We start from the raw sequence: 22,059 nt of genomic DNA, 5'->3' as shown, positions 1-22,059 counted from the left end.
AGGTGAGGCTAAGCGGTTGTAAAGCAGTATGGAAGCCGCTCCCTTCGACGCAGGTGCAAACCGGCGGGATAACAAGAACGATAAGGGGAACCCGCAATGACGCGACATCCACACGTTTGGATGGGCCTTCTGTTGTGGTCGATATTCGGCCAGGCGCACGCCGCCTGGACCACGAATATGGCGCCAGGGGCAACCGAGGTCAGTCACGCCGTGTTCGACCTGCACATGACCATTTTCTGGATCTGTGTAGTGATCGGCATTGTCGTGTTTGGCGCGATGTTCTGGTCGATGATCATCCACCGCCGGTCCACGGGCCAGGTCGCGGCCAAGTTCCACGAGAGCACCACCGTGGAAATCCTCTGGACCGTAGTGCCCTTGCTCATCCTCATCGCGATGGCCATCCCGGCGACCAGGACACTGATCAATATCTACGACAGCAGTGAGTCGGATATCGATATCCAGGTCACCGGCTATCAGTGGAAGTGGCATTACAAATACCTGGGCCAGGACGTGGAGTTCTTCAGCAACCTGGCCACACCCGCCGAACAGATTCACAACCAGGCCACCAAAGGGGAGCACTACCTGCTGGAAGTCGACCAGCCGCTGGTGCTGCCGGTGGGCGCCAAGGTGCGTTTCCTGGTGACGGCCGCAGACGTGATCCATTCCTGGTGGGTGCCGGCCTTTGCGGTCAAGCGCGACGCCATCCCCGGCTTCGTCAACGAGGCCTGGACCCGCGTCGAGAAGCCGGGCATCTACCGTGGCCAGTGCGCCGAGTTGTGTGGCAAGGACCACGGTTTCATGCCGATTGTGGTCGAGGTCAAGTCCAAGGCCGACTACGACACCTGGCTTGGCGAGCGTAAGGAAGAAGCGGCCAAGCTCAAGGAACTGACGTCCAAAGAGTGGACCCTGGAAGAGCTGGTGGCGCGTGGCGACAAGGTCTATCACACCACCTGTGTGGCCTGTCACCAGGCCGAAGGCCAGGGCCTGCCGCCGATGTTCCCGGCACTCAAGGGCTCGAAAATCGCCACCGGCCCCGCGGCTGATCACCTGAGCCTCGTCTACCACGGCAAGCCTGGCACCGCGATGGCGGCGTTCGGCAAGCAGCTCTCGGAAGTGGACATTGCCGCCGTAGTGACCTATGAGCGGAATGCCTGGGGCAATAACAAAGGCGACATGGTCACGCCGAAAGACGTGCTGGCCATCAAGCAGGCGGAAAGCAAATGACCTATTCCACGGCGTTTACCTCCACCCGCCCCGCCCACTCGCTTGCAGGAGAACGGCCATGAGCGCTGTGATCGATGACCATGGTCACGCTGACCATGCCCATGGCCCCGCCAAGGGGCTGATGCGCTGGGTGCTGACCACCAACCACAAAGACATCGGCACCATGTACCTGTGGTTCGCCTTCGCGATGTTCCTGCTCGGCGGCTCGTTCGCCATGGTGATCCGGGCCGAGTTGTTCCAGCCGGGCCTGCAAATCGTCGAGCCGGCATTCTTCAACCAGATGACCACCATGCACGGCCTGATCATGGTGTTCGGTGCGGTGATGCCAGCCTTCGTCGGCTTGGCCAACTGGATGATCCCGCTGATGATCGGCGCGCCCGACATGGCCCTGCCGCGCATGAACAACTTCAGCTTCTGGCTGTTGCCGGCGGCGTTCCTGCTGTTGGTGTCCACGTTGTTCACGCCGGGCGGCGGGCCGAATTTCGGCTGGACCTTCTACGCGCCGCTGTCCACTACCTACGCGCCGGAAAGCGTGACCTTCTTCATCTTCGCCATCCACCTGATGGGCATCAGCTCGATCATGGGCGCGATCAACGTGGTCGCCACCATCCTCAATCTGCGCGCGCCAGGCATGACGTTGATGAAAATGCCGCTGTTCGTCTGGACCTGGCTGATCACCGCCTTCCTGCTGATCGCGGTAATGCCGGTGCTGGCGGGCTGCGTGACCATGATGTTGATGGATATCCACTTCGGCACCAGCTTCTTCAGCGCGGCCGGTGGCGGTGACCCGGTGCTGTTCCAGCACGTGTTCTGGTTTTTCGGCCACCCCGAGGTGTACATCATGATCCTGCCGGCCTTCGGTGCCGTCAGCTCGATCATCCCGACCTTCTCACGCAAGCCGCTGTTCGGTTACACCTCCATGGTCTACGCCACGGCGAGTATCGCGTTCCTTTCATTCATCGTGTGGGCGCACCACATGTTCGTGGTGGGCATTCCGCTGGTGGGCGAACTGTTCTTCATGTACGCCACCTTGCTGATTGCCGTGCCCACCGGGGTGAAGGTGTTCAACTGGGTCAGCACCATGTGGCAGGGCTCGCTGACGTTCGAGACGCCGATGCTGTTCGCGGTGGCCTTTGTGATCCTGTTTACCATCGGTGGTTTTTCCGGGCTGATGCTGGCGATTGCGCCGGCGGACTTCCAGTACCACGACACCTACTTCGTGGTTGCGCATTTCCATTACGTACTGGTGCCTGGGGCGATCTTCGGCATCTTCGCTTCGGCCTACTACTGGCTGCCGAAATGGACCGGCCACATGTACGACGAAACCCTGGGCAAGCTGCATTTCTGGCTGTCTTTCGTGGGCATGAACATGGCGTTCTTCCCGATGCACTTTGTGGGGTTGGCCGGCATGCCGCGCCGGGTGCCGGACTACAACCTGCAGTTCGCCGACTTCAACATGGTCTCGTCCATCGGCGCCTTCATGTTCGGTGCTACGCAGATTTTCTTCCTGTTTATCGTGATCAAGTGCATCAAGGGCGGCAAGCCGGCGCCGGCCAAGCCGTGGGACGGTGCCGAAGGCCTGGAGTGGAGCATCCCCTCGCCTGCGCCGTATCACACCTTCACCACGCCGCCGGAGGTCAAATGAACACCTTGGCGCAGGCCAGCTCGGTCCCCTGTGGGAGCTGGCTTGCCTGCGATGACGGCCTGACAGTCGGTAAATATGGCGCCTCTTCCACCGCTATCGCAGGCAAGCCAGCTCCCACAGGACGTCAAAGACAAGGTGATCGCCATGGCTGAATCCGTGCCGATCAAGCGCCTGGTCACTCGCCTGCTGATCCTGGTAGTGGCGATGTTCGCGTTCGGCTTTGCCCTGGTGCCGATCTACGACGTGATGTGCAAGGCATTCGGCATCAACGGCAAGACCGCCGGGCAATACGAGGGCGAGCAGATCGTCGACCCTTCGCGCCAGGTACGGGTGCAGTTCTTGTCCACCAATGCCATCGACATGGTCTGGGATTTTTATGCCAAGGCGGACGAAGTGGTGGTCAACCCGGGTGCGGTCACCGAGATGCTTTTCGTGGCCTACAACCCCACCGACAAACCGATGACGGCCCAGGCTGTGCCAAGTATTTCCCCGGCTGAAGCGGCGATGTACTTCCACAAGACCGAGTGCTTTTGCTTTACCCAGCAAGTGTTGCAGCCAGGCCAGCGCATCGAGATGCCGGTGCGCTTCATCGTCGACCGCGACATGCCCAAGGATGTGAAGCATCTGACCCTGGCGTACACGCTGTTTGACATCACTGCGCGCCAGCCGCCGGTGGCTGCCCATACGGGCGGCTAGCTACTGTTTGCCCCCTCAATCAGGAGAGCGAATACATGTCGTCTCATGATACGTACTACGTACCAGCGCAAAGCAAGTGGCCAATAATTGCGACGTTTGGCCTGTTGATCACCGTGTACGGCCTGGGCGTGTGGTTCAACGACCTCAAGGCGGCGCGTCCGGAGTCCCACGGACCGTGGATCTTTTTCGTCGGCGGGCTGCTGGTGGCCTACATGCTGTTTGGCTGGTTCGGCGCGGTGATCAAGGAAAGTCGCGCCGGGCTGTACAGCCCGCAGATGGACCGCTCGTTCCGCTGGGGCATGTCGTGGTTCATCTTTTCCGAAGTGATGTTTTTCATCGCGTTCTTCGGTGCGCTGTTTTATGTGCGGCATATGTCCGGCCCGTGGCTGGGAGGCGAAGGCCATAAAGGCATCGCGCACATGCTGTGGCCGAATTTCGAGTTCGCCTGGCCGCTGCTGAACAACCCTGATCCGAAAATGTACCCGGCGCCGGAGGGCACCATCAGCCCGTGGGGGCTGCCGCTGGTCAATACCATCCTGCTGGTGAGTTCCAGTGTGACCATCACCATTGCCCACCACGCCCTGCGCAAAGGGCATCGCGGCGCGCTGAAACTCTGGCTGGCGATCACGGTGCTGCTGGGCCTGGCGTTTCTCGGCTTCCAGGCCGAGGAATATATCCACGCCTACAAAGAGCTGGGGCTGACCCTGGGTTCAGGTGTGTACGGCGCGACGTTCTTCATGCTCACGGGGTTCCACGGCGCCCACGTGACCATCGGCACGCTCATTCTGTTCGTAATGCTGATGCGCATCCTCAAGGGGCACTTCAATGCCGAGCATCAATTCGGTTTCGAGGCGGCCAGTTGGTATTGGCACTTTGTGGATGTGGTGTGGATCGGCCTGTTCTTCTTCGTTTATGTGCTGTGAAGCGCCTCACCAGGGGGCGTGAGAAACCAGCTGGCCGCTGAAAAAGCCCCAGGTGATCAGCGCCAGGGTGATTACGGCCAGCACCACGCGAACGGTCAGGGCATTGACGAGGCGGTTGGATTGGCCCCCGTCCTTGACCAGGAAGAACAAGCCGCTGAACAGGCTCGCGACGGTCGCGATCAGCATCAGGGCAATGGCGGCTTTGAGCATGGTCGGGTTCCTGGCGTTGGGCATTGAGGGAGAGGGGGCGGGCAATGAAAACAAGTATAGCCAGCGCCATGAAAGGTTTTCGTCCAGGCATCGCGCCGACCCTGGTGGTGATGGTTCTGCTGCCGTTGATGGTGGGCCTGGGTTTCTGGCAATTGTCGCGCGGGCATGAAAAGCAGCTGCTGGTGGACAGTTACGTCGAGCGCCGCGCGGCCGAGCCGATCAGCAGCGCGCAGCTCGGTGAAATGACGGACCCGGCCTTTCGCCGCGTGCATCTGCGCGGTCAACTGGATGCCGAACACAGCGTGTTTCTGGATAACCGCATGCGCGACGGCAAGGCTGGCGTCGAGCTGTTGCAGCCGTTCCATGACCAGGCCAGCGGCCTGTGGTTGTTGCTCAATCGCGGCTGGCTGCCCTGGCCCGACCGGCGTACGCCGCCGGTGTTCAGCACGCCTGAACAAGCCTTGAACCTGGACGCCTGGGTGTACGTCGCGCCGGGTGAAACTTTCCAATTGCATGCCGACCCCGCTGGCGGGCAATGGCCGCGTCTGCTGACCGCGCTGCACCCCGCCACGCTTTGGGCCGACCTGGGCCGCAGCGGTTTTGCCTACGAGCTGCGTGCCGAGGCTGGCCCGGGCACGTATGAAACCACCTGGCCAATCGTTGCCATGGGGCCGGAAAAACACCTGGCCTACGCGGTGCAATGGTTCGCCATGGCGTTGGCCTTGCTGGCGCTGTACCTCTACCTCGGATGGCACCCTACAAAAAAGGAGAAGCACCATGGGAGCAGCCATGAATCCACCCAGCATGTCTGACGCACCGGCGACGCCCGACCGGCGCAAGGGGCGCTGGCAGCTGATCCTTATCCTGCTGATGGTGATCGGGCCGATGGCGTTGGCCACCTTCATGTACAAGCTGCAATTCTGGGTGCCGGACAGTCGCAGCTACCACGGCGAGATGATCGGCAACGGCCAGTCCCGCGCCGACATTGGCGTGCAGGCCGATGAGCAGCGCTGGCAACTGCTGGTCACCGCGCCTGTTGCGTGCGCTGCCGATTGCCAACAGTTGGTGTACCTCGCACGCCAACTGCAGATCAGCCTGGGCCGTGATGCCTCCCGCGCCAGCCACGCACTGGCCAGCGCCCAGCCGGTAAGCGCGGAGTACGAGGCCAAGCTGAAAGTCGAATACCCGCAACTGCAACGCTACCCGCTGGACCTGTCGACCTTTACCAGGGACGCCGCCGCACCGGGCGACGCGCAACTGTGGATCGTCGACCCCCACGGCAACCTGGTGCTGCGCTACGACGCCAAGGTCAAGGGCAAGGACCTGCTCAACGATCTGCGCCATCTGCTGAAACTGTCGAATATCGGATAAGGGCTTCGTCATGGCCAAACCTGGATTTCGCCTCGCGTTGTTCGCCACCTTGCTGGCACTGATTGTGGTGCTGCTCGGTGCCTATACCCGCCTGACTCACGCGGGCCTTGGCTGCCCGGATTGGCCGGGTTGCTATGGCTTTATCAGTGTGCCCAAGACCGAAGCTCAATTGGCCCATGCCGAGCTGCATTTCCCGGATACGCCGGTGGAGGCCGACAAGGGCTGGGCCGAAATGACCCATCGCTATTTTGCCGGCACCTTGGGAGTGCTGATCGTGTTGCTGGCGGCGCGTTCCTGGAGCCATCGACGTGACCCGGGCCAACCGGTGAAGCTGCCCTTGTTCGTGCTGGCGGTAGTGTTTGCCCAGGCTGCGTTCGGCATGTGGACGGTGACGCTGAAGCTGTGGCCGCAGGTGGTGACCGGGCATTTATTGGGCGGTTTTGCCACCTTGAGCCTGCTGTTTCTGTTGACCCTGCGCTTGTCCGGCGTGCTGCCCGCGTTGATCGTGCCCAAGCGCCTGCAGTATTGGGCAACGGCCGGCCTGGTGCTGGTGATTGGCCAGATTGCGTTGGGTGGCTGGGTCAGCTCCAACTATGCGGCGGTGGCCTGTATCGACCTGCCAACATGCCATGGCGAATGGTGGCCGGCGGCGGACTTTGCCAATGGCTTTCACCTCACCCAGCATATCGGCCCCAACTACCTGGGCGGACAGTTGGACAGTGAGGCGCGCACCGCCATCCACCTGACCCACCGCGTCGGCGCGGTCGTCGTCAGCCTGGTGTTGCTCGGCCTGGCCTGGCAACTGCGCCTCACGGGAATGACGCGCCTGGCAGGCCTGTTGTTGATAGCCCTGGCGGCGCAAATCAGCCTGGGCTTGAGCAACGTGTATTTCCACCTGCCGCTGCCGGTGGCGGTCGGGCATAACGCCGGTGGCGCGGCGCTGCTGTTGACCCTGGTGCTGGTCAACTATCACGCACGGACCAGCCTGGTCCGGGTGCGTCATCAACAGCCGTTCGGTTGGCGCTTCATTCCGCGCAAACACGTTTCGAGCCTCATCACCCTCAAAGGAGAGATGCCATGGCGACCTTGATCGGCGCGCGCCGCGACCAGGCGATCTGGCGTGACTACCTGGAGCTGACCAAGCCGAAAGTGGTGGTGCTGATGCTCATCACCTCTTTGGTGGGCATGTTTCTCGCCACGCGCGCCGGGGTGCCGTGGACGGTGCTGGTGTTCGGCAATCTCGGTATTGCCCTGTGTGCGGGCGGTGCAGCGGCGGTGAACCATGTGGTGGACCGGCGGATCGATGCGGTGATGGCGCGCACCCACAAGCGGCCGCTGGCCCAGGGGCGGGTGTCGCCGTTGGCGGCGCTGGCGTTCGCCTTGTTGCTGGCGGTGGCCGGGCTGGCGCTGCTGCTGGCGTTCACCAACGCCCTAGCGGCATGGCTGACATTAGCGTCGCTGCTCGGGTACGCGGTGATCTACACCGGCTTTCTCAAGCGCGCGACCCCGCAGAACATCGTGATCGGCGGCCTGGCCGGTGCCGCACCGCCCTTGTTGGGATGGGTGGCGGTCACCGGACATGTCAGTGCCGAGCCCCTGTTGCTGGTGCTGATCATCTTCGCCTGGACGCCGCCGCACTTCTGGGCGCTGGCCATTCATCGCAAGGAGGAATACGCCAAGGTCGACATCCCCATGCTGCCGGTTACCCACGGCGAGCATTACACCAAGGTGCATATCCTGCTTTATACCTTTGCCCTGTTGGCGGTGAGCCTGATGCCTTATGTGATCCACATGAGCGGCCTGCTCTACCTGGCCTGTGCGCTGGCATTGGGCGGACGCTTTCTGCAATGGGCCTGGGTGTTGTACCGTGGCGGTCGGCCGCACGCGGCGATCAACACCTTCAAGTACTCTATCTGGTACCTGCTGCTGCTGTTCATTGCCCTGCTCGTAGACCACTACTTACTGTTGAACCTATGACTCGAACTCAAAAAACCGTCTTCATCCTGGTGGCCATCGTCGCGCTGATCATGGGCCTGACCGTCAACAAAGTACTCTCGGGCAAGGGGCAAGGCGACCCCACCGCGCTGATCGACGCCGGCATCATCCTGCTGCCGCAAAGCCGCCAATTGCCGCCGGTGACGATGACCAATCAGGACGGCCAGCCGGTGCAGGTCAACGAGTTGAAGGGTAAGTGGAGCCTGCTGTTCTTCGGCTACACCTTCTGTCCGGATATCTGCCCCACTACCCTCGCCCAACTGCGCCAGATCAAGAGCGAGCTGCCCAAGGACGCTGTAGACAAGTTGCAGGTGATCCTGGTCAGCGTCGACCCGCACCGCGATACGCCGACCCAGCTCAAGCAATACCTGGGCTATTTCGACCCGCAATTCCAGGGCCTTGCCGGCGCGAATGTGGAGGAGGTGCAGAAGGTGTCGAATGCAGTGAGCATTCCGTTCATTCCGGCGGACACCAGCAAGCCGAACTACACCGTCGACCACAGCGGCAACCTGGCGTTGATCGGGCCGGACGGGACGCAGCGCGGCTTTATTCGTGCGCCGTTGAATAACCAGAAGTTGGTGGCGCAGTTGCCGGTGTTGTTGAAGCGTCAATAACAGGCAACGCAAAACAAGTGTGGGAGCGGGCTTGCTCGCGAATGCGGTGTATCAGTCACGAATGTATCGACTGACACTCTGCATTCGCGAGCAAGCCCGCTCCCACATTTTTTGATCTTCGGTGTTACAAAGATCGGTCGAGATCAGAACGCTGGCTTGATCGCGCCTTTGTACTTCTCTTCGATGAATTTCTTCACTTCAGGCGTGTGCAGGGCGGCTACCAGCTTCTTCACGGCGTCCGAATCCTTGTTGTCTTCGCGGGTCACCAGAATGTTCACGTAAGGCGAGTCGCTGCCTTCGATGACCAGTGCGTCCTTGGAAGGATCCAGCTTGGCTTCCAGGGCATAGTTGGTGTTGATCAGCGCCAGGTCGACCTGGGTCAGCACGCGCGGCAGGGTGGCGGCTTCCAGTTCGCGGAACTTCAGGCCTTTAGGGTTGGCGGTGATGTCCTTGATGGTCGACAGGATGTTGCTCGGGTCCTTCAGGGTGATCACACCGTTCTTGGCCAGCAGCAACAGCGCACGGCCACCGTTGGTGGCATCGTTCGGGATCACCACGTTGGCACCGCTTGGCAGTTCGTCCAGCTTTTTGTACTTGCTGGAGTAAGCGCCCAGGGGCTCCAGGTGCACGGCGCCAACGCTGACCAGCTGGGTGCCCTTGGCCTTGTTGAACTCATCCAGGTACGGCTGGTGCTGGAAGAAGTTGGCGTCCAGGCGCTTCTCGGCCACTTGTACGTTTGGCTGTACGTAGTCGGTGAAGACTTTGACCTGCAGGTCCACGCCTTCTTTGGCGAGGGCAGGTTTCACGAATTCGAGGATTTCCGCGTGCGGTACCGGCGAGGCCGCGACGGTCAGGGTCTCGGCGGCATGGGCGGAAAACGCGGCAACGGCAGCGAAAGCAACCAGTAGTTTTTTCATCCAACAAGCTCCTTGTTCGGGCATGTGCCGGCGGGTGGCCGGCAATGGCCGTTATTTTCGAGAGAAATGCACCACCAGCTTGTCGCCGACGGTTTGCAGAATTTGCACCAGCACCAGCAGCATCACCACGGTGACCACCATCACGTCAGTCTGGAAGCGCTGGTAGCCGAAACGGATCGCCAGATCGCCCAGGCCGCCGGCCCCTACGACACCCGCCATGGCGGTGTAGGAAACCAGTGTAATTGCCGTCACCGTAATCGCCGCGAAAATGCCGGGACGGGCCTCGGGCAGCAAGGCATTGGTGATGATCTGGCGGGTACTGGCGCCCATGGACTGGGTGGCTTCGATGATGCCGCGGTCCACTTCGCGCAGAGCGGTTTCCACCAGCCGCGCAAAGAACGGCGTGGCGCCGACGACCAGCGGCGGGATCGCGCCGGCTACGCCGAGGGACGTGCCGGTGATGAGCACGGTGAACGGGATCATCACGATCAGCAGGATAATGAACGGCAACGAGCGCAGGATGTTCACGATCAGCGACAGCAGGGCGTACAGGCCTTTCTGTTCGAACAACTGGCGTGGGCTGGTCAGGAACAGCAACACGCCCAGGGGCAGGCCCAGCACCACGGTGAAAAACAGCGAACCGAACAGCATGGTCATGGTGTCGCCCGTGGCCAGCCAGATTTCGGACCAGTCGATATTGGCGAAGAAACTCAACAGGGTTTCCATCAGCGCAGCACCTCCATGTGGACATCGGCGGCGGTGAAGCGCGCGAAGGCGGCGTCCATGTCGCCGCCGGTGACGGCGAGGGTCAGTTGCCCGTAGGGGATGTCTTTTATGCGGTCGATACGACCGGCGAGGATGCTGTAGTCCACGCCCGTTTCTCGGGCGACGGTGCCCAGCAGCGGCGCGTAGGTCGCTTCGCCCTGGAACGTCAGGCGCACGATACGGCCCGGTACGTGGGCGAAGTCATCACGCTGCTCGCTCTCGTCGACCTGCTCGGCTTCTTGCACGAAGCGTTTGGTGGTCGGGTGCTTGGGGTGCAGGAAAACTTCGGCAACAGAGCCTTGCTCGACGATCACGCCGGCGTCCATCACTGCCACCTGGTCGCAGACGCGGCGGATCACGTCCATTTCGTGGGTGATCAACACGATGGTCAGCTTCAGTTCGCGATTGATCTCGGCCAGCAGTTGCAAGACCGAGGCGGTAGTCTGCGGGTCGAGGGCGCTGGTGGCTTCGTCGCACAGCAGAATCTTTGGCTTGGTCGCCAGGGCGCGGGCGATGCCGACGCGTTGTTTCTGGCCGCCCGACAGTTGCGCCGGGTACTTTTTTGCGTGGTCCGACAAGCCAACGCGCGCCAGCAGTTCAGCCACGCGCAGGTCGATTTCCTTGCGCGACAGCTCGCCGGCCAGGGTCAGCGGCAGTGCCACGTTGTCGGCGACGGTCTTGGACGCCAGCAGGTTGAAGTGTTGGAAGATCATCCCGACCTGCTGACGGAAACGGCGCAGGCCGTTGGCTTCCAGGGCGGTGACTTCTTCGCCGTCGACCAGGATCTGGCCGCCGCTGGGTTGCTCCAGGCGGTTGATCAGGCGCAACAGGGTACTTTTGCCCGCACCCGAATGGCCGATCAGGCCGAACACCTGGCCGTTCTCGACACGCAGGCTGGTGGCGTGCAGTGCGGGGATATCCTTACCGGCGACGCGGTAGGTTTTATGGACGTTATGAAACTCGATCACGTAGCGAACCTTGTGGGGCGCATGGAAAAGGGATCAGCGGTTAGCCGGGCGCGCATTTTAGCCTGTCCGTATAGCGTTTCTTAGCATTTATTTCGTATTCATCCAGCGATTTGGCAATAACGCGATCAAAGGTCATAAAAAAGGAACGGCCCAAAACCCCATCAGTCACTAGTTAGGCAACTCGTTTTCCCAGGTGCCGTGCCTGGGTTTTCGCTCAAACGAGCCGGGGACCGCTCTGGCCACTTTGGATAAGGAGTCATGCCTGATGAGTACCAAGAAGCCCGTTACCCCGCCGAACAGTGAGCTTGCTGGCACTGACACGCTGGACCGTGGCAATACCAACGCCAAGCTGCAAAGCCTTGAAACCTTTCGTTCCGATGCCACCGGCCAGGCCCTGCGCACCAACCAGGGCGTGAAGATTGCCGACAACCAGAACAGCTTGAAGGTGGGTGCGCGCGGGCCCTCGCTGCTGGAAGACTTCATCATGCGCGAAAAAATCACGCATTTTGACCATGAGCGCATTCCGGAGCGCATCGTCCACGCCCGAGGTACCGGCGCCCATGGCTACTTCCAGTCTTATGAAAACCATTCGGCCTTGACCAAGGCCGGGTTCCTGCGCGATCCCGGCCACAAAACGCCGGTGTTCGTACGCTTTTCCACGGTGCAGGGCCCGCGGGGCTCCGGCGATACGGTGCGTGACGTGCGCGGTTTTGCCGTGAAGTTCTTCACCGACGAAGGCAATTTCGACCTCGTGGGCAACAACATGCCGGTATTTTTCATACAGGACGCCATCAAGTTTCCCGACTTCGTGCATGCGGTCAAACCTGAGCCGCATAACGAGATTCCCACAGGCGGCTCGGCGCACGATACCTTCTGGGATTTTGTGTCATTGCAGCCGGAATCGGCGCATATGGTGATCTGGGCCATGTCCGACCGGGCCATTCCCAAGAGCCTTCGCAGCATGCAGGGGTTTGGCGTGCACACCTTCCGTTTCATCAACGCCAAGGGGCAGTCCAATTTCGTCAAGTTCCATTGGCGCCCAACGGTCGGCACCTGTTCTCTGGTGTGGGACGAAGCGCAGAAGCTCGCAGGCAAAGATACTGACTACCACAGACGTGACCTGTGGGAAGCCATTGAGGGTGGCGATTACCCGGAATGGGAGTTGGGCGTCCAGGTGATCCCCGAAGACAAGGAGCACGCTTTCGATTTCGACATCCTGGACCCGACCAAACTGATCCCCGAAGAGCTGGTTCCGATCACGCCGTTGGGCAAGATGGTGCTCAACCGCAACCCGGATAACTACTTTGCCGAGGTCGAACAGGTTGCGTTCTGCCCTGGCCATATCGTACCGGGCATCGATTTTTCCAATGATCCGCTGCTGCAAGGTCGGTTGTTTTCCTACACCGATACGCAGATCAGCCGACTGGGTGGCCCGAATTTCCATGAGTTGCCGATCAACCGGCCGGTGGCGCCGTTTCATAACGGCCAGCGCGATGCCATGCATCGCATCACCGTCGATAAAGGGCGCGCCTCTTACGAGCCGAATTCGATCGATGGCGGTTGGCCCAAGGAAACGCCGCCCGCCGCACAGGACGGCGGTTTCGAGTCGTATCACGAGCGTATCGACGCCCATAAAGTGCGTGAGCGCAGCGAATCCTTTGGCGATCATTTCTCCCAGGCCCGCCTGTTCTTTCGCAGCATGACCAAGCATGAGCAAGAGCACATCATCGCGGCGTACAGCTTTGAGCTGGGCAAGGTCGAACGTGAGTTCATTCGTGCGCGCCAGGTCAATGAGATCCTCGCCAATATCGACCTCGAGCTGGCCAAGCGTGTGGCGCAGAACCTCGGCTTGCCGGTGCCGAAGAAGGGCTCCGTGGCGCCGCGCGAGACTTCTCTTTCACGCTCGCCGGCGCTGAGTCAGGCCAATTTGCTGTCGGGCGACATCAAAACGCGCAAAGTCGCGATTCTGGCGGCCAACGGCGTGGATGGGGCGGCGATTGCAGCCTTGAAGAAAGTGCTCGAGGCCGAGGGTGCCCATGCCAAGTTGCTCGGGCCGACCTCGGCGCCGGTCATGACGGCGGATGGCAAGAGTCTGAAGGTGGATGCGTCCATGGAGGGCTTGCCGTCGGTAGCGTTCGACGCGGTGTTCGTGCCGGGAGGCGCTGCATCGGTGAAGGCGTTGGGCGAAGATGGCGTCGCGCTGCATTATCTGCTGGAAGCCTACAAGCATCTGAAGGCGATTGCCCTGGCCGGTGAGGCAAAGCAGTTGTTGACGGTGTTGCGGTTGGAGGCGGATGCGGGGTTGATCGTGGGTGGCGATGCCAAGGCGTTGAAGGCATTCGTTGCAGCCATCGCCCAGCATCGGGTTTGGGACCGGGAGGCGAAGGCCAAGGCGATTCCGGCTTAAGGATCTGATGATTTATCAGACTGTTATCGCAGGCAAGCCCACCTCTGAATGTATTCACAGTTCAAAGGTGCGAGCTGGCTTGCCTGCGATGCTTTTGCTTCATTCCGATTTGTGCGGAATCAGCACAACTTGCGCCGGTACATGCTTCAAGATCTGCCGGTGAATCTTCAAGTCATACCCAGCGTCAATGCGCTTGACTCGCTTGGTCAGCAACGTGGCCAACCAGGGGTAATCCTGGGTGCGCGGCGCCTGGATGCTCACTTCGCACTGGTAATTCACCACATCGGTGGCAATCGCATCCAGTTGGTGGCGAAGTTCTTCGATATCGTTGATGTTCAACGCCACGGTGGTGCTCTGCGCGGCTGGGTCGATGACTTTGGCGGCCGGTTTGGCTTCGGCGGCTTTCAGGGCGGCTTCGGCCTTGTCCAGCTCAGCTTTGCGGGCGTGGGTGATGGCGCTGTTTACGCCGCCGGTCAGCGCGGGCGCCTTGGGCATCAGTGCGCGTGCTCGGCTCAAGGCCGTGGCGGCGGCGTTGACATCACCTTTTTGCAACACGATCTGGCTGCGCTGCAGGTAGGCCTCGGCCAATTGGCGCTGGTAGGGTTCCAGGGTCGGGTCGTTGGGCGACTGGGCCTGCAAGGCGGCCAGTTCGTCTTCGGCGGTGGCCAGCTCGCTGCTGGCGAGGTTTTGCTCCAGCTGTGCGATGGCCGCAGCACGGGCGTCCGGCACCTCGGGGGCGGCGGGCGGTGTGCTTTGACAGGCGCCCAGCAGCAGGGAAAATGCGGCAAGGAGCAGATAACGGGAGGTGAACGGCTTCATTCCTGCGACTCTCTATTTGCGCAAAAAGCGAGCAAGTCTACACCCCTCGACGGGGCAGGACAAAACTCAGCAGAAACAGGGCGGCGGCCGTGACCACGATCGATGGCCCGGCTGGCGTGTCCTTGAACCAGGACAACGCCAGGCCCCCACAGACTGCAAGCATCCCCAGCAGGCTGGCGCCGATCGCCATTTGCTCCGGTGAACGGGCGTGGCGCTGGGCGGCGGCTGCGGGAATGATCAGCAGCGATGTGATCAACAATACGCCGACAATCTTCATCGCGACAGCGATCACCACGGCGATCAACAACATCAGGGCCATGCGCAGGGTCGGCACGGGCAGCCCTTCCACGGTGGCCAGCTCTTCATGCACGGTGATCGCCAGCAGCGGGCGCCACAGCGACACCAGCAGCACCAGCACGGCTGCGCTGCCGCCGAGGATCCACGCAAGGTCCGTGGTGCTGATGGCCAACAGGTCGCCGAACAGGTAGGCCATCAGGTCGATGCGCACTTCGTGCATGAAGCTGAGTACCACCAGGCCCAGCGACAAGGTGCTCGGCGCCAGGATGCCCAACAACGTATCGGAAGCCAGCGGCTGACGCTGTTGCAGGGTGACCAGCAACACCGCGAGCAGCAGGCAGCCCACGGTCACGGCGAGAGTTGGGCTCACATCCAGCAAAAAGCCCAGGGCCACGCCCAGGAGCGCGGCGTGCGACAACGTGTCGCCAAAATAAGCCATGCGGCGCCAGACCACGAACGAGCCCAGCGGGCCCGCCACCAGTGCCAAAGCCAAGCCTGCGAGCAGGGCGTAGAGCAGAAAATCAGCCATGCTTGCAGCTATCTCCATGAGCGTGAGGGGCGGCGGGATCGTCAACCACGGCACCATGCAGGTCATGGGCGTGGTCGTGATGGTGGTGGTAGATCGCCAGGCTTGGCGCGTTCTTGCCGAACAGCTCGACGAATGCCGGGTCGCCGCTGACCTGTTCCGGGTGGCCGGAGCAGCACACGTGACGGTTGAGGCACACCACCTGATCGGTGGTGCTCATGACCAGGTGCAGGTCGTGGGAAACCATTAGCACGCCACAGCCATGGCGGTCGCGCAGACGGGTGATCAGGCTGTACAGCTCGGCCTGGCCGGCCACGTCGACGCCCTGCACGGGTTCATCCAGCACCAGCAGTTCCGGTTCGCGCAACAGGGCGCGGGCCAGCAGCACGCGCTGCATTTCGCCGCCGGAGATGCTTTGCACCGGGCTGTCGATGACCTGTTCGGCACCGACTTCCTTGAGCGCCGCTTGTGCCCGGGCACGGTCCACACCCGGCACCAGGCGCAGGAAGCGCAACACCGACAACGGCAGCGTCGGGTCCACGTGGAGCTTTTGCGGCATGTAGCCGACGCGCAGCCTGGGCTTGCGCCAGACGCTGCCGCTGTCGGGCTTGAGCAGGCCGAGTACGGCGCGCACCAGGGTGGTCTTGCCGGCGCCATTGGGGCCGATCAGGGTGACGATCTGCCCGGGCTCCACGCTCAGCGCGATGTTGTCCAGCACGTTTTGCCCGGCAAACGTGACCCCGACCTGCTCCAGGCGGATTAACGCATTGCTCATCAAGCCCCCTGGCAACCTGAGCAGAGGCCGACCACTTCAACCGTTTGCCCCTCGACCTGGAAGCCAACCTCGGTGGAACTCTTGATGATGGCGTCGCTGATGCTTTTTTGTTCGAGCTCGATGGCGGCGTGGCACTCGCGGCAGATCAGGAACTGGCCCTGATGCGCGTGCTCCGGGTGGCTGCAGCCGACGAAGGCGTTCAGCGAGGCGATGCGGTGCACCAAGCCGTTTTCCAGCAGGAAATCCAGCGCGCGGTAGACGGTCGGTGGCGCGGCGCGCCGGCCGTCCTGTTCGCTGAGCACGCCAAGAATGTCGTAGGCGCCCAGCGGTTTGTGGCTTTGCCACACCAGTTCCAGCACGCGACGACGCAGGGCGGTCAGGCGCAGACCCTTCTGTGTGCACAGGGTATCGGCCTCTGACAGCGCGGTGTGGACGCAGTGAGAGTGGTCGTGGGGGCGGCTGGCAAGCGGTGTTTTAGGCATGAGCGGCGACAGACATTTGATAGAGACGTTATTATGTTACCCGTTCCTACACCATTGAGTGGTCATCGTGTCCCGACTTTTTCCCGTTTTTGTCGTATTTGTCACCAGTTTGTTCATGACCGGCGTCGCTCAGGCCGAGGTCAAGGTGCTGACCAGCATCAAGCCGCTGCAGTTGATCGCCGCCGCTGTGCAGGACGGCGTAGCCGTTCCAGAGGTGCTGCTGCCGCCGGGCGCTTCGCCGCATAACTATGCCTTGCGCCCATCCGACGTACGGCGCGTGCAATCGGTGGACCTGCTGTACTGGATTGGCCCAGATATGGAGAGCTTCCTGCCGCGCGTGTTGAAAGGTCGTACAGCACCAACGGTCGCAGTACAGGATTTGCCGGGGATGAAACTGCGTCGTTTCGCCGAAGATAGCCACTCACACGCCGATGAAGCCGACGAACATGATCACGATCACCGCCCAGGCAGCCTGGATGCGCATTTGTGGCTGTCGACGGTCAATGCGCGCGTGATCGCTGCACGCATGGCTGCCGACCTGAGTGCCGCCGACCCGGCCAACGCCGCGCGTTACCAGAGCAATGCGAAGGCGTTCGCTGGCCGTCTGGACGCTCTGGATGCACGGCTGAAAACGCGTTTGGCCGGGATTGGCGACAAGCCCTACTTCGTGTTCCACGAGGCGTTTGATTATTTCGAAGACGCCTATGGGCTCGAGCACGCCGGTGTGTTCAGTGTTGCTGCCGAAGTGCAACCGGGCGCGCAGCATGTAGCGGCGATGCGTACGCGTTTGCAGGAGGTGGGCAAGACGTGCGTGTTCAGCGAGCCGCCGTTGCGCCCGCGCCTGGCTGAAACGCTGGTGACTGGCCTGCCGGTGAAGCTGGCTGAGCTGGATGCGTTGGGCGGCTACACGCCAGCCACCGCCCAGGGGTATGAGCAGGTGCTGGAGAAGTTGGGGAATGATTTGGCGGGTTGCCTGGAGTCGCTCTGATCCACACCGGTTGATCCATGTGGGAGCTGGCTTGCCTGCAATAGCGTCAGGTCAGCCAGCTACTCTTTTGCAGGCCCGCCGCTTTCGCAGGCAAGCCAGCTCCCACATTGACCGGGTGGCGTTCTAGAGCGCGAACGGAAGTTGCAGGGTGACCTGCTGGCGCTGCACCAGTCGATGCTCGAATTCCGCTGGGTCATGGATCAACACGTCTTGCCCGGCAAAGGATTCCGCTGCAATCAAGCGTGACAACCAAAAGCGCACACACGCCACGCGCAGCATCGTCGGCCACAACTCGGCTTCCTTGGCGGTGAAGGGCCGCAGGGCGGCGTAGGCGCCCAGCAACGCGCGCGCGCGTGGCCCGTCGATCACACCTTCGGCGTCCGAACACCAGTCGTTCAGGGCAATCGCAACGTCATACAGCATCGGGCCGGAGCAGGCGTTGTAGAAGTCGATCAGGCCTGTCAGATGCGTGCCTTCGAACATGGCGTTGTCGCGGAACAGGTCGGCGTGCACGTTGGCGCGTGGCAGGGAGAGGATTTGGGCTTTGTGGGCTTCGATCTCGGTCAGTGCGTCCTGCAACAGGCGCTGCTGGGCGTCGTTCAAGTGCGAAATCAGCTGCGCGCCTTCACTGAGCATCCAATCCAGCCCGCGATCGGTCTTGCGCTCCAGCACGTTGTCACCTTGGGTCGCCAGGTGCAGGTGGCCAAGCAGCTCACCCACTTGGCTGCAATGTTGCGAGTTGGCGTCCTTGATGTGTTTGCCGGCCAGGCGCGGTTGCAGCAGCGCCGGCTTGCCCTTCAGCTCGCGCAAGGCCACGCCTTCGGTGGTGCGCAGGGCATACGGCACGGGCAGGTCGGCATCGTGCAGCACGTCGAGCAGTTCGATGAAGAATGGCATTTCCCCGACAGGACCGCGCTCGACCAGGGTCAGTACGAACTCGCCTTGTTCCAGGCTGATGAAGAAGTTGGTGTTTTCGCTACCGGCGGCAATCCCCTGGAAGTCGATCAGGCGGCCGAGGCCGTAAGGGGCGAGAAAGGTTTCCAGCTCGGGCCGAGCCAGGGGGGTGAACACAGACATGGTTAAAACTGCCAGTACGGGCGCCGCGGTGTGCGGCGCCAATTGAAGTTAAGAAATCATTTCCATTCGAAGATCTTCCATGACGGGATCAGCATATCCGGCTGGTCGGAACGGATGAAGTTCGCATCGGTTCCGTCCGCACGTACCAGGAAGTACGGCGGGGCGCCTTTCGGGGTTACCTTGATCGCGTACAGGAAGCCGTTTTGGCGGTATTCCCGGATTTCCTTGTCGCCTTCGGTGCGGATTGTCACATCCGGGTCACTCGAGGGTGCAGTGTCGGCTGCCGTGGCGGCCAGCGGCAAGAATGCAATCAAGCCGGTCAACAACAAGCGATTCGCTGTACGCATGATAACCTTGTCCCTTTGTCGTCATTGGTCCGGCTATTCTAGCGCCTGACCCGCCGAAAAGGTTGATCCTGCTCATGAGCCAAGCCCCCCTCGTCCTGGTGGACGGTTCTTCGTATCTGTACCGCGCCTTCCATGCGCTGCCACCGCTCACCACCTCAAAAGGCCTGCCCACCGGCGCGGTCAAGGGCGTGTTGAACATGCTCAAAAGCCTGCGCAAGCAGTACCCGGACAGCCCGTTTGCCGTTGTTTTCGACGCCAAGGGTGGGACCTTTCGCGATGAGATGTACGCCGAATACAAGGCTAATCGCCCGAGCATGCCCGACGACATGCGCCTGCAGATCGAGCCGCTGCATCAGAGCGTCATCGCCCTGGGTTTCCCGCTGTTGTGCGTCGAGGGCGTCGAGGCCGATGACGTGATCGGCACACTGGCCCGCAGCAGTGCGGCCGCCAGCCGACCGGTGGTGATTTCCACCGGTGACAAGGACATGGCGCAACTGGTGGACGGGCACATTACCTTGGTCAACACCATGACCGGTAGTTCGATGGACATCGAGGGCGTAAAGGAGAAATTTGGCGTCGCTCCCGAGCAGATCATCGACTATCTGGCGCTGATGGGCGATTCGTCCGACAACATTCCGGGTGTACCGGGCATTGGGCCGAAGACCGCGTCCGGCTTGCTGGTAGGCGTGAATGGCGGCATCAAAGAGCTTTATGAGCAACTGGATATCGTGCCGAACCTGCCTATCCGCGGTGCCAAGACGCTGCCGGCCAAGCTGGAAGAGCATCGGGAGAGTGCGTTTCTTTCCTACCAGTTGGCAACGATCAAGTGTGATGTGGCGCTGGACGTAGGTCTGGATGACTTGCACCTGATCGAGCCGGACCGCGAAAAGCTGCTGGAGCTGTACACCCTGCTGGAATTCAAGAGCTGGAGCGATGAGATCCTGCGCGATGCCAAGCGGGTGGAGCCAAGCGCCGCTCCTGCGGCTGAGGCGCCGGTTGAGGCGGTCGCGGTGGCGCCGGTCGAGGCGAGTTACACCACGATCCTCGATCAAGCGACGTTCGATGTGTGGCTGAAGAAGCTCAACGACGCCAAATTGTTTGCCTTCGATACCGAGACGACGGGAATCGACGCCCAGCAGGCTCAACTGGTGGGGGTTTCCTTTGCCGTGCAACCCCACGAAGCGGCCTACATTCCGCTGACCCATTCCTACATCGGCGCGCCGGAACAACTGGACCGCGACACCGTGCTGCGGGCCCTGAAGCCCCTGTTGGAAGACCCGACCAAGCTCAAGGTGGGCCAGCATGCCAAGTTCGACATGAACATCCTGGCCAACTGCGCTCTCGGCGGTGACCCTGCGCAGGGTATTTCCGTACAAGGCATCGCGTTCGACACCATGCTCGAATCCTACGTGCTCAACTCCACTGCGACCCGGCATGACATGGACAGCCTGGCCAAGAAGTACCTGGACTATGACACCGTCGCCTTCCAGGACATCGCCGGTAAAGGCGCCAAGCAGCTGACGTTCGATCAGATCCCGCTGGAGCAGGCCGGGCCTTACGCGGCGGAAGATGCCGACGTGACACTGCGCTTGCACCAGGAACTGTTTGCACAGCTTTCAGCCATACCGAGCCTGGCCAGCGTGCTGACCGACATCGAGATACCGCTGGTGCCGGTGCTGGCGCGTATCGAGCGCCAGGGCGCGCTGGTCGACAAAGAGCTGCTGGGTATCCAGAGCGTCGAACTGGGTAACAAGATGGTCGAGCTGGAGCGTCAGGCGTTCGAGATCGCCGGAGAGGAGTTCAATCTTGGCTCACCCAAGCAACTCGGGGCGATTCTCTACGAGAAGCTCGGCATGCCGGTGCTGAAGAAAACCGGCAAGGGCCAGGCGTCCACCGCCGAAGAGGTGCTGGCCAAGCTGGCCGAAGATGACTACCCGCTGCCCAAGGTGCTGATGCAGTACCGCAGCATGAGCAAGCTCAAAAGCACGTACACCGACCGGCTGCCGGAGCAAATCAACCCGCGTACTCAGCGGATCCACACCTCTTATCATCAGGCAGTGGCGGCGACGGGACGCTTGTCGTCCAGTGATCCGAACCTGCAGAACATTCCGGTGCGCACTGCCGAAGGACGGCGGATTCGCCAGGCGTTCGTCGCGCCCAAGGGCTACAAGCTGCTGGCGGCGGACTATTCGCAGATCGAACTGCGGATCATGGCGCATCTGTCCAAGGACGAAGGGCTGATGAATGCTTTCCGTGACAACCTGGACGTGCACACCGCCACGGCGGCCGAAGTGTTCAAGGTTGAGCTGGACAAGGTCACATCTGACCAGCGCCGCAGTGCCAAGGCGATCAACTTCGGCCTGATCTACGGCATGGGTGCCCAGAAGCTGGGCAAGGATATCGGCGTCGACACCAAGACGGCCAAGGCGTATATCGACGTCTACTTCGCACGCTATCCCGGGGTTCGCGAGTACATGGAGCGCACCCGCGCCCAGGCTGCTGATCAGGGCTATGTCGAGACGTTCTTCGGGCGTCGCCTGTACTTGCCGGATATCAACTCCAACAAGCCTCAAGAGCGTGCGGCTGCCGAGCGCACGGCGATCAACGCGCCGATGCAGGGCACGGCGGCAGACATCATCAAGAAGGCCATGGTACGGGTGGATAACTGGCTGACCGAGTCTGGCCTGGACGCCAAGGTGATCCTGCAAGTGCACGACGAACTGGTGCTGGAGGTGCGGGAAGACCTGGTGGCTGAGGTCAGTGAGAAGATTCGTGAGCACATGAGTGCTGCGGCACAGTTGGATGTACCGCTGCTGGTAGAAGTGGGCGTGGGCAACAATTGGGATGAAGCGCACTGATTTCGCGGGTTCTGCCACTACGCTGGGTGGTGGCAGAGTGCTTTAGATCAGATATTGCCGTCAGTTATTTCCAATAGTTTTTTGAAGTGCCCGGAACTTAACCCGTGAACTGCTACTCAGAGTTACTGAATGGGTGGTGAAGCCCTTCAATGCTC

Annotated in this window: 22 protein-coding genes; 12 read left to right on the top strand and 10 right to left on the bottom strand. The window is 61.4% G+C overall.

Annotated elements, in window-relative coordinates; translation table 11 throughout:
* Positions 1 to 96: 96 nt before the first annotated feature.
* The 4 genes from coxB to ACW9IN_RS19290 all read left to right on the top strand — a co-directional run bounded on the left by coxB (position 97) and on the right by ACW9IN_RS19290 (position 4,488).
* Complete coding sequence (coxB, locus tag ACW9IN_RS19305) at positions 97 to 1,224, top strand: cytochrome c oxidase subunit II (protein WP_457367394.1); 1,128 nt, start codon at positions 97 to 99, stop codon at positions 1,222 to 1,224.
* Between the two features lie 58 nt (positions 1,225 to 1,282).
* On the top strand, positions 1,283 to 2,869 hold the full coding sequence (gene ctaD, locus ACW9IN_RS19300) for a cytochrome c oxidase subunit I (protein ID WP_457367393.1): 1,587 nt from the start codon (positions 1,283 to 1,285) through the stop codon (positions 2,867 to 2,869).
* 144 nt (positions 2,870 to 3,013) lie between these two features.
* Positions 3,014 to 3,565, top strand: a complete 552-nt coding sequence (locus ACW9IN_RS19295) for a cytochrome c oxidase assembly protein (protein WP_457367392.1) — start codon at positions 3,014 to 3,016, stop codon at positions 3,563 to 3,565.
* A gap of 35 nt (positions 3,566 to 3,600) precedes the next feature.
* Positions 3,601 to 4,488 carry a cytochrome c oxidase subunit 3 gene (locus ACW9IN_RS19290; RefSeq protein WP_457367391.1) on the top strand — a complete coding sequence of 296 codons (888 nt, stop codon included), beginning with the start codon at positions 3,601 to 3,603 and terminating at the stop codon, positions 4,486 to 4,488.
* Between the two features lie 6 nt (positions 4,489 to 4,494).
* Here the strand turns inward: ACW9IN_RS19290 and ACW9IN_RS19285 are convergent, their stop codons facing one another.
* Complete coding sequence (locus ACW9IN_RS19285; RefSeq protein WP_457367390.1) at positions 4,495 to 4,698, bottom strand: twin transmembrane helix small protein; 204 nt, start codon at positions 4,696 to 4,698, stop codon at positions 4,495 to 4,497.
* A gap of 44 nt (positions 4,699 to 4,742) precedes the next feature.
* On the opposite strand from ACW9IN_RS19285, the gene ACW9IN_RS19280 reads away from it, so the two are divergent.
* From ACW9IN_RS19280 to ACW9IN_RS19260, 5 genes are read left to right on the top strand one after another with little or no spacing between them, the layout of a single operon-like run.
* Positions 4,743 to 5,510, top strand: coding sequence for an SURF1 family protein (locus ACW9IN_RS19280; RefSeq protein ID WP_457367389.1), 768 nt, complete (start codon positions 4,743 to 4,745; stop codon positions 5,508 to 5,510).
* Positions 5,476 to 6,069: a hypothetical protein gene (locus ACW9IN_RS19275; protein ID WP_457367388.1), complete on the top strand. Its 594-nt coding sequence runs from the start codon at positions 5,476 to 5,478 to the stop codon at positions 6,067 to 6,069. The genes ACW9IN_RS19280 and ACW9IN_RS19275 overlap by 35 nt, the downstream gene beginning before the upstream one ends.
* A gap of 10 nt (positions 6,070 to 6,079) precedes the next feature.
* Positions 6,080 to 7,159 (top strand): COX15/CtaA family protein, encoded by a 1,080-nt coding sequence (locus ACW9IN_RS19270; protein WP_457367387.1) that lies wholly within the window; start codon positions 6,080 to 6,082, stop codon positions 7,157 to 7,159.
* The gene (cyoE, locus tag ACW9IN_RS19265; RefSeq protein WP_457367386.1) at positions 7,147 to 8,046 is read left to right on the top strand and encodes a heme o synthase; all 900 of its coding nucleotides are present in this window, start codon (positions 7,147 to 7,149) and stop codon (positions 8,044 to 8,046) included. The genes ACW9IN_RS19270 and cyoE overlap by 13 nt, the downstream gene beginning before the upstream one ends.
* Entirely contained in the window at positions 8,043 to 8,678 is a 636-nt protein-coding gene (locus ACW9IN_RS19260; protein ID WP_457367385.1) for an SCO family protein, read from the top strand. The genes cyoE and ACW9IN_RS19260 overlap by 4 nt, the downstream gene beginning before the upstream one ends.
* 143 nt (positions 8,679 to 8,821) lie before the next feature.
* Here the strand turns inward: ACW9IN_RS19260 and ACW9IN_RS19255 are convergent, their stop codons facing one another.
* From ACW9IN_RS19255 to ACW9IN_RS19245, 3 genes are read right to left on the bottom strand one after another with little or no spacing between them, the layout of a single operon-like run.
* Positions 8,822 to 9,595, bottom strand: coding sequence for a MetQ/NlpA family ABC transporter substrate-binding protein (locus ACW9IN_RS19255; protein WP_457367384.1), 774 nt, complete (start codon positions 9,593 to 9,595; stop codon positions 8,822 to 8,824).
* A 51-nt stretch (positions 9,596 to 9,646) separates the two neighbouring features.
* The gene (locus ACW9IN_RS19250; protein ID WP_236411345.1) at positions 9,647 to 10,321 is read right to left on the bottom strand and encodes a methionine ABC transporter permease; all 675 of its coding nucleotides are present in this window, start codon (positions 10,319 to 10,321) and stop codon (positions 9,647 to 9,649) included.
* Positions 10,321 to 11,328 (bottom strand): methionine ABC transporter ATP-binding protein, encoded by a 1,008-nt coding sequence (locus tag ACW9IN_RS19245; protein WP_457367383.1) that lies wholly within the window; start codon positions 11,326 to 11,328, stop codon positions 10,321 to 10,323. Before ACW9IN_RS19245 ends, ACW9IN_RS19250 begins: the two co-directional genes overlap by 1 nt.
* A gap of 193 nt (positions 11,329 to 11,521) precedes the next feature.
* Between ACW9IN_RS19245 and katE the strand changes: the two genes are divergently transcribed.
* Complete coding sequence (gene katE / locus ACW9IN_RS19240; protein WP_457367382.1) at positions 11,522 to 13,735, top strand: catalase HPII; 2,214 nt, start codon at positions 11,522 to 11,524, stop codon at positions 13,733 to 13,735.
* Positions 13,736 to 13,834: 99 nt separating this feature from the next.
* On the opposite strand, the gene ACW9IN_RS19235 is transcribed toward katE, so the two are convergent.
* The 4 genes from ACW9IN_RS19235 to ACW9IN_RS19220 are packed head-to-tail and all read right to left on the bottom strand — an operon-like array spanning position 13,835 to position 16,634.
* On the bottom strand, positions 13,835 to 14,554 hold the full coding sequence (locus ACW9IN_RS19235) for a PA5502 family lipoprotein (protein ID WP_457367381.1): 720 nt from the start codon (positions 14,552 to 14,554) through the stop codon (positions 13,835 to 13,837).
* A 37-nt stretch (positions 14,555 to 14,591) separates the two neighbouring features.
* Positions 14,592 to 15,380 (bottom strand): zinc ABC transporter permease subunit ZnuB, encoded by a 789-nt coding sequence (gene znuB, locus ACW9IN_RS19230; RefSeq protein ID WP_457367380.1) that lies wholly within the window; start codon positions 15,378 to 15,380, stop codon positions 14,592 to 14,594.
* The gene (gene znuC / locus ACW9IN_RS19225; RefSeq protein ID WP_457367379.1) at positions 15,373 to 16,152 is read right to left on the bottom strand and encodes a zinc ABC transporter ATP-binding protein ZnuC; all 780 of its coding nucleotides are present in this window, start codon (positions 16,150 to 16,152) and stop codon (positions 15,373 to 15,375) included. The genes znuB and znuC overlap by 8 nt, the downstream gene beginning before the upstream one ends.
* On the bottom strand, positions 16,152 to 16,634 hold the full coding sequence (locus tag ACW9IN_RS19220; RefSeq protein ID WP_457367378.1) for a Fur family transcriptional regulator: 483 nt from the start codon (positions 16,632 to 16,634) through the stop codon (positions 16,152 to 16,154). Before ACW9IN_RS19220 ends, znuC begins: the two co-directional genes overlap by 1 nt.
* Before the next feature lie 58 nt (positions 16,635 to 16,692).
* Between ACW9IN_RS19220 and ACW9IN_RS19215 the strand changes: the two genes are divergently transcribed.
* The gene (locus tag ACW9IN_RS19215; RefSeq protein WP_457367377.1) at positions 16,693 to 17,622 is read left to right on the top strand and encodes a zinc ABC transporter substrate-binding protein; all 930 of its coding nucleotides are present in this window, start codon (positions 16,693 to 16,695) and stop codon (positions 17,620 to 17,622) included.
* A 123-nt stretch (positions 17,623 to 17,745) separates the two neighbouring features.
* On the opposite strand, the gene ACW9IN_RS19210 is transcribed toward ACW9IN_RS19215, so the two are convergent.
* Positions 17,746 to 18,699, bottom strand: coding sequence for a homoserine kinase (locus ACW9IN_RS19210; protein ID WP_457367376.1), 954 nt, complete (start codon positions 18,697 to 18,699; stop codon positions 17,746 to 17,748).
* 56 nt (positions 18,700 to 18,755) lie between these two features.
* A complete protein-coding gene (locus ACW9IN_RS19205) occupies positions 18,756 to 19,046 on the bottom strand; it encodes a DUF2782 domain-containing protein (RefSeq protein WP_457367375.1) in 291 nt (96 codons plus the stop codon).
* Positions 19,047 to 19,120: 74 nt separating this feature from the next.
* Here ACW9IN_RS19205 and polA point away from each other — a divergent pair, with 74 nt between their 5' ends.
* Positions 19,121 to 21,904, top strand: coding sequence for a DNA polymerase I (gene polA / locus ACW9IN_RS19200; RefSeq protein ID WP_457367374.1), 2,784 nt, complete (start codon positions 19,121 to 19,123; stop codon positions 21,902 to 21,904).
* The last annotated feature ends 155 nt before the right edge of the window (positions 21,905 to 22,059 follow it).

The organism is Pseudomonas sp. SDO5271_S396, from assembly GCF_054071795.1.
This window is presented reverse-complemented; position numbering and strand designations above follow the sequence as displayed.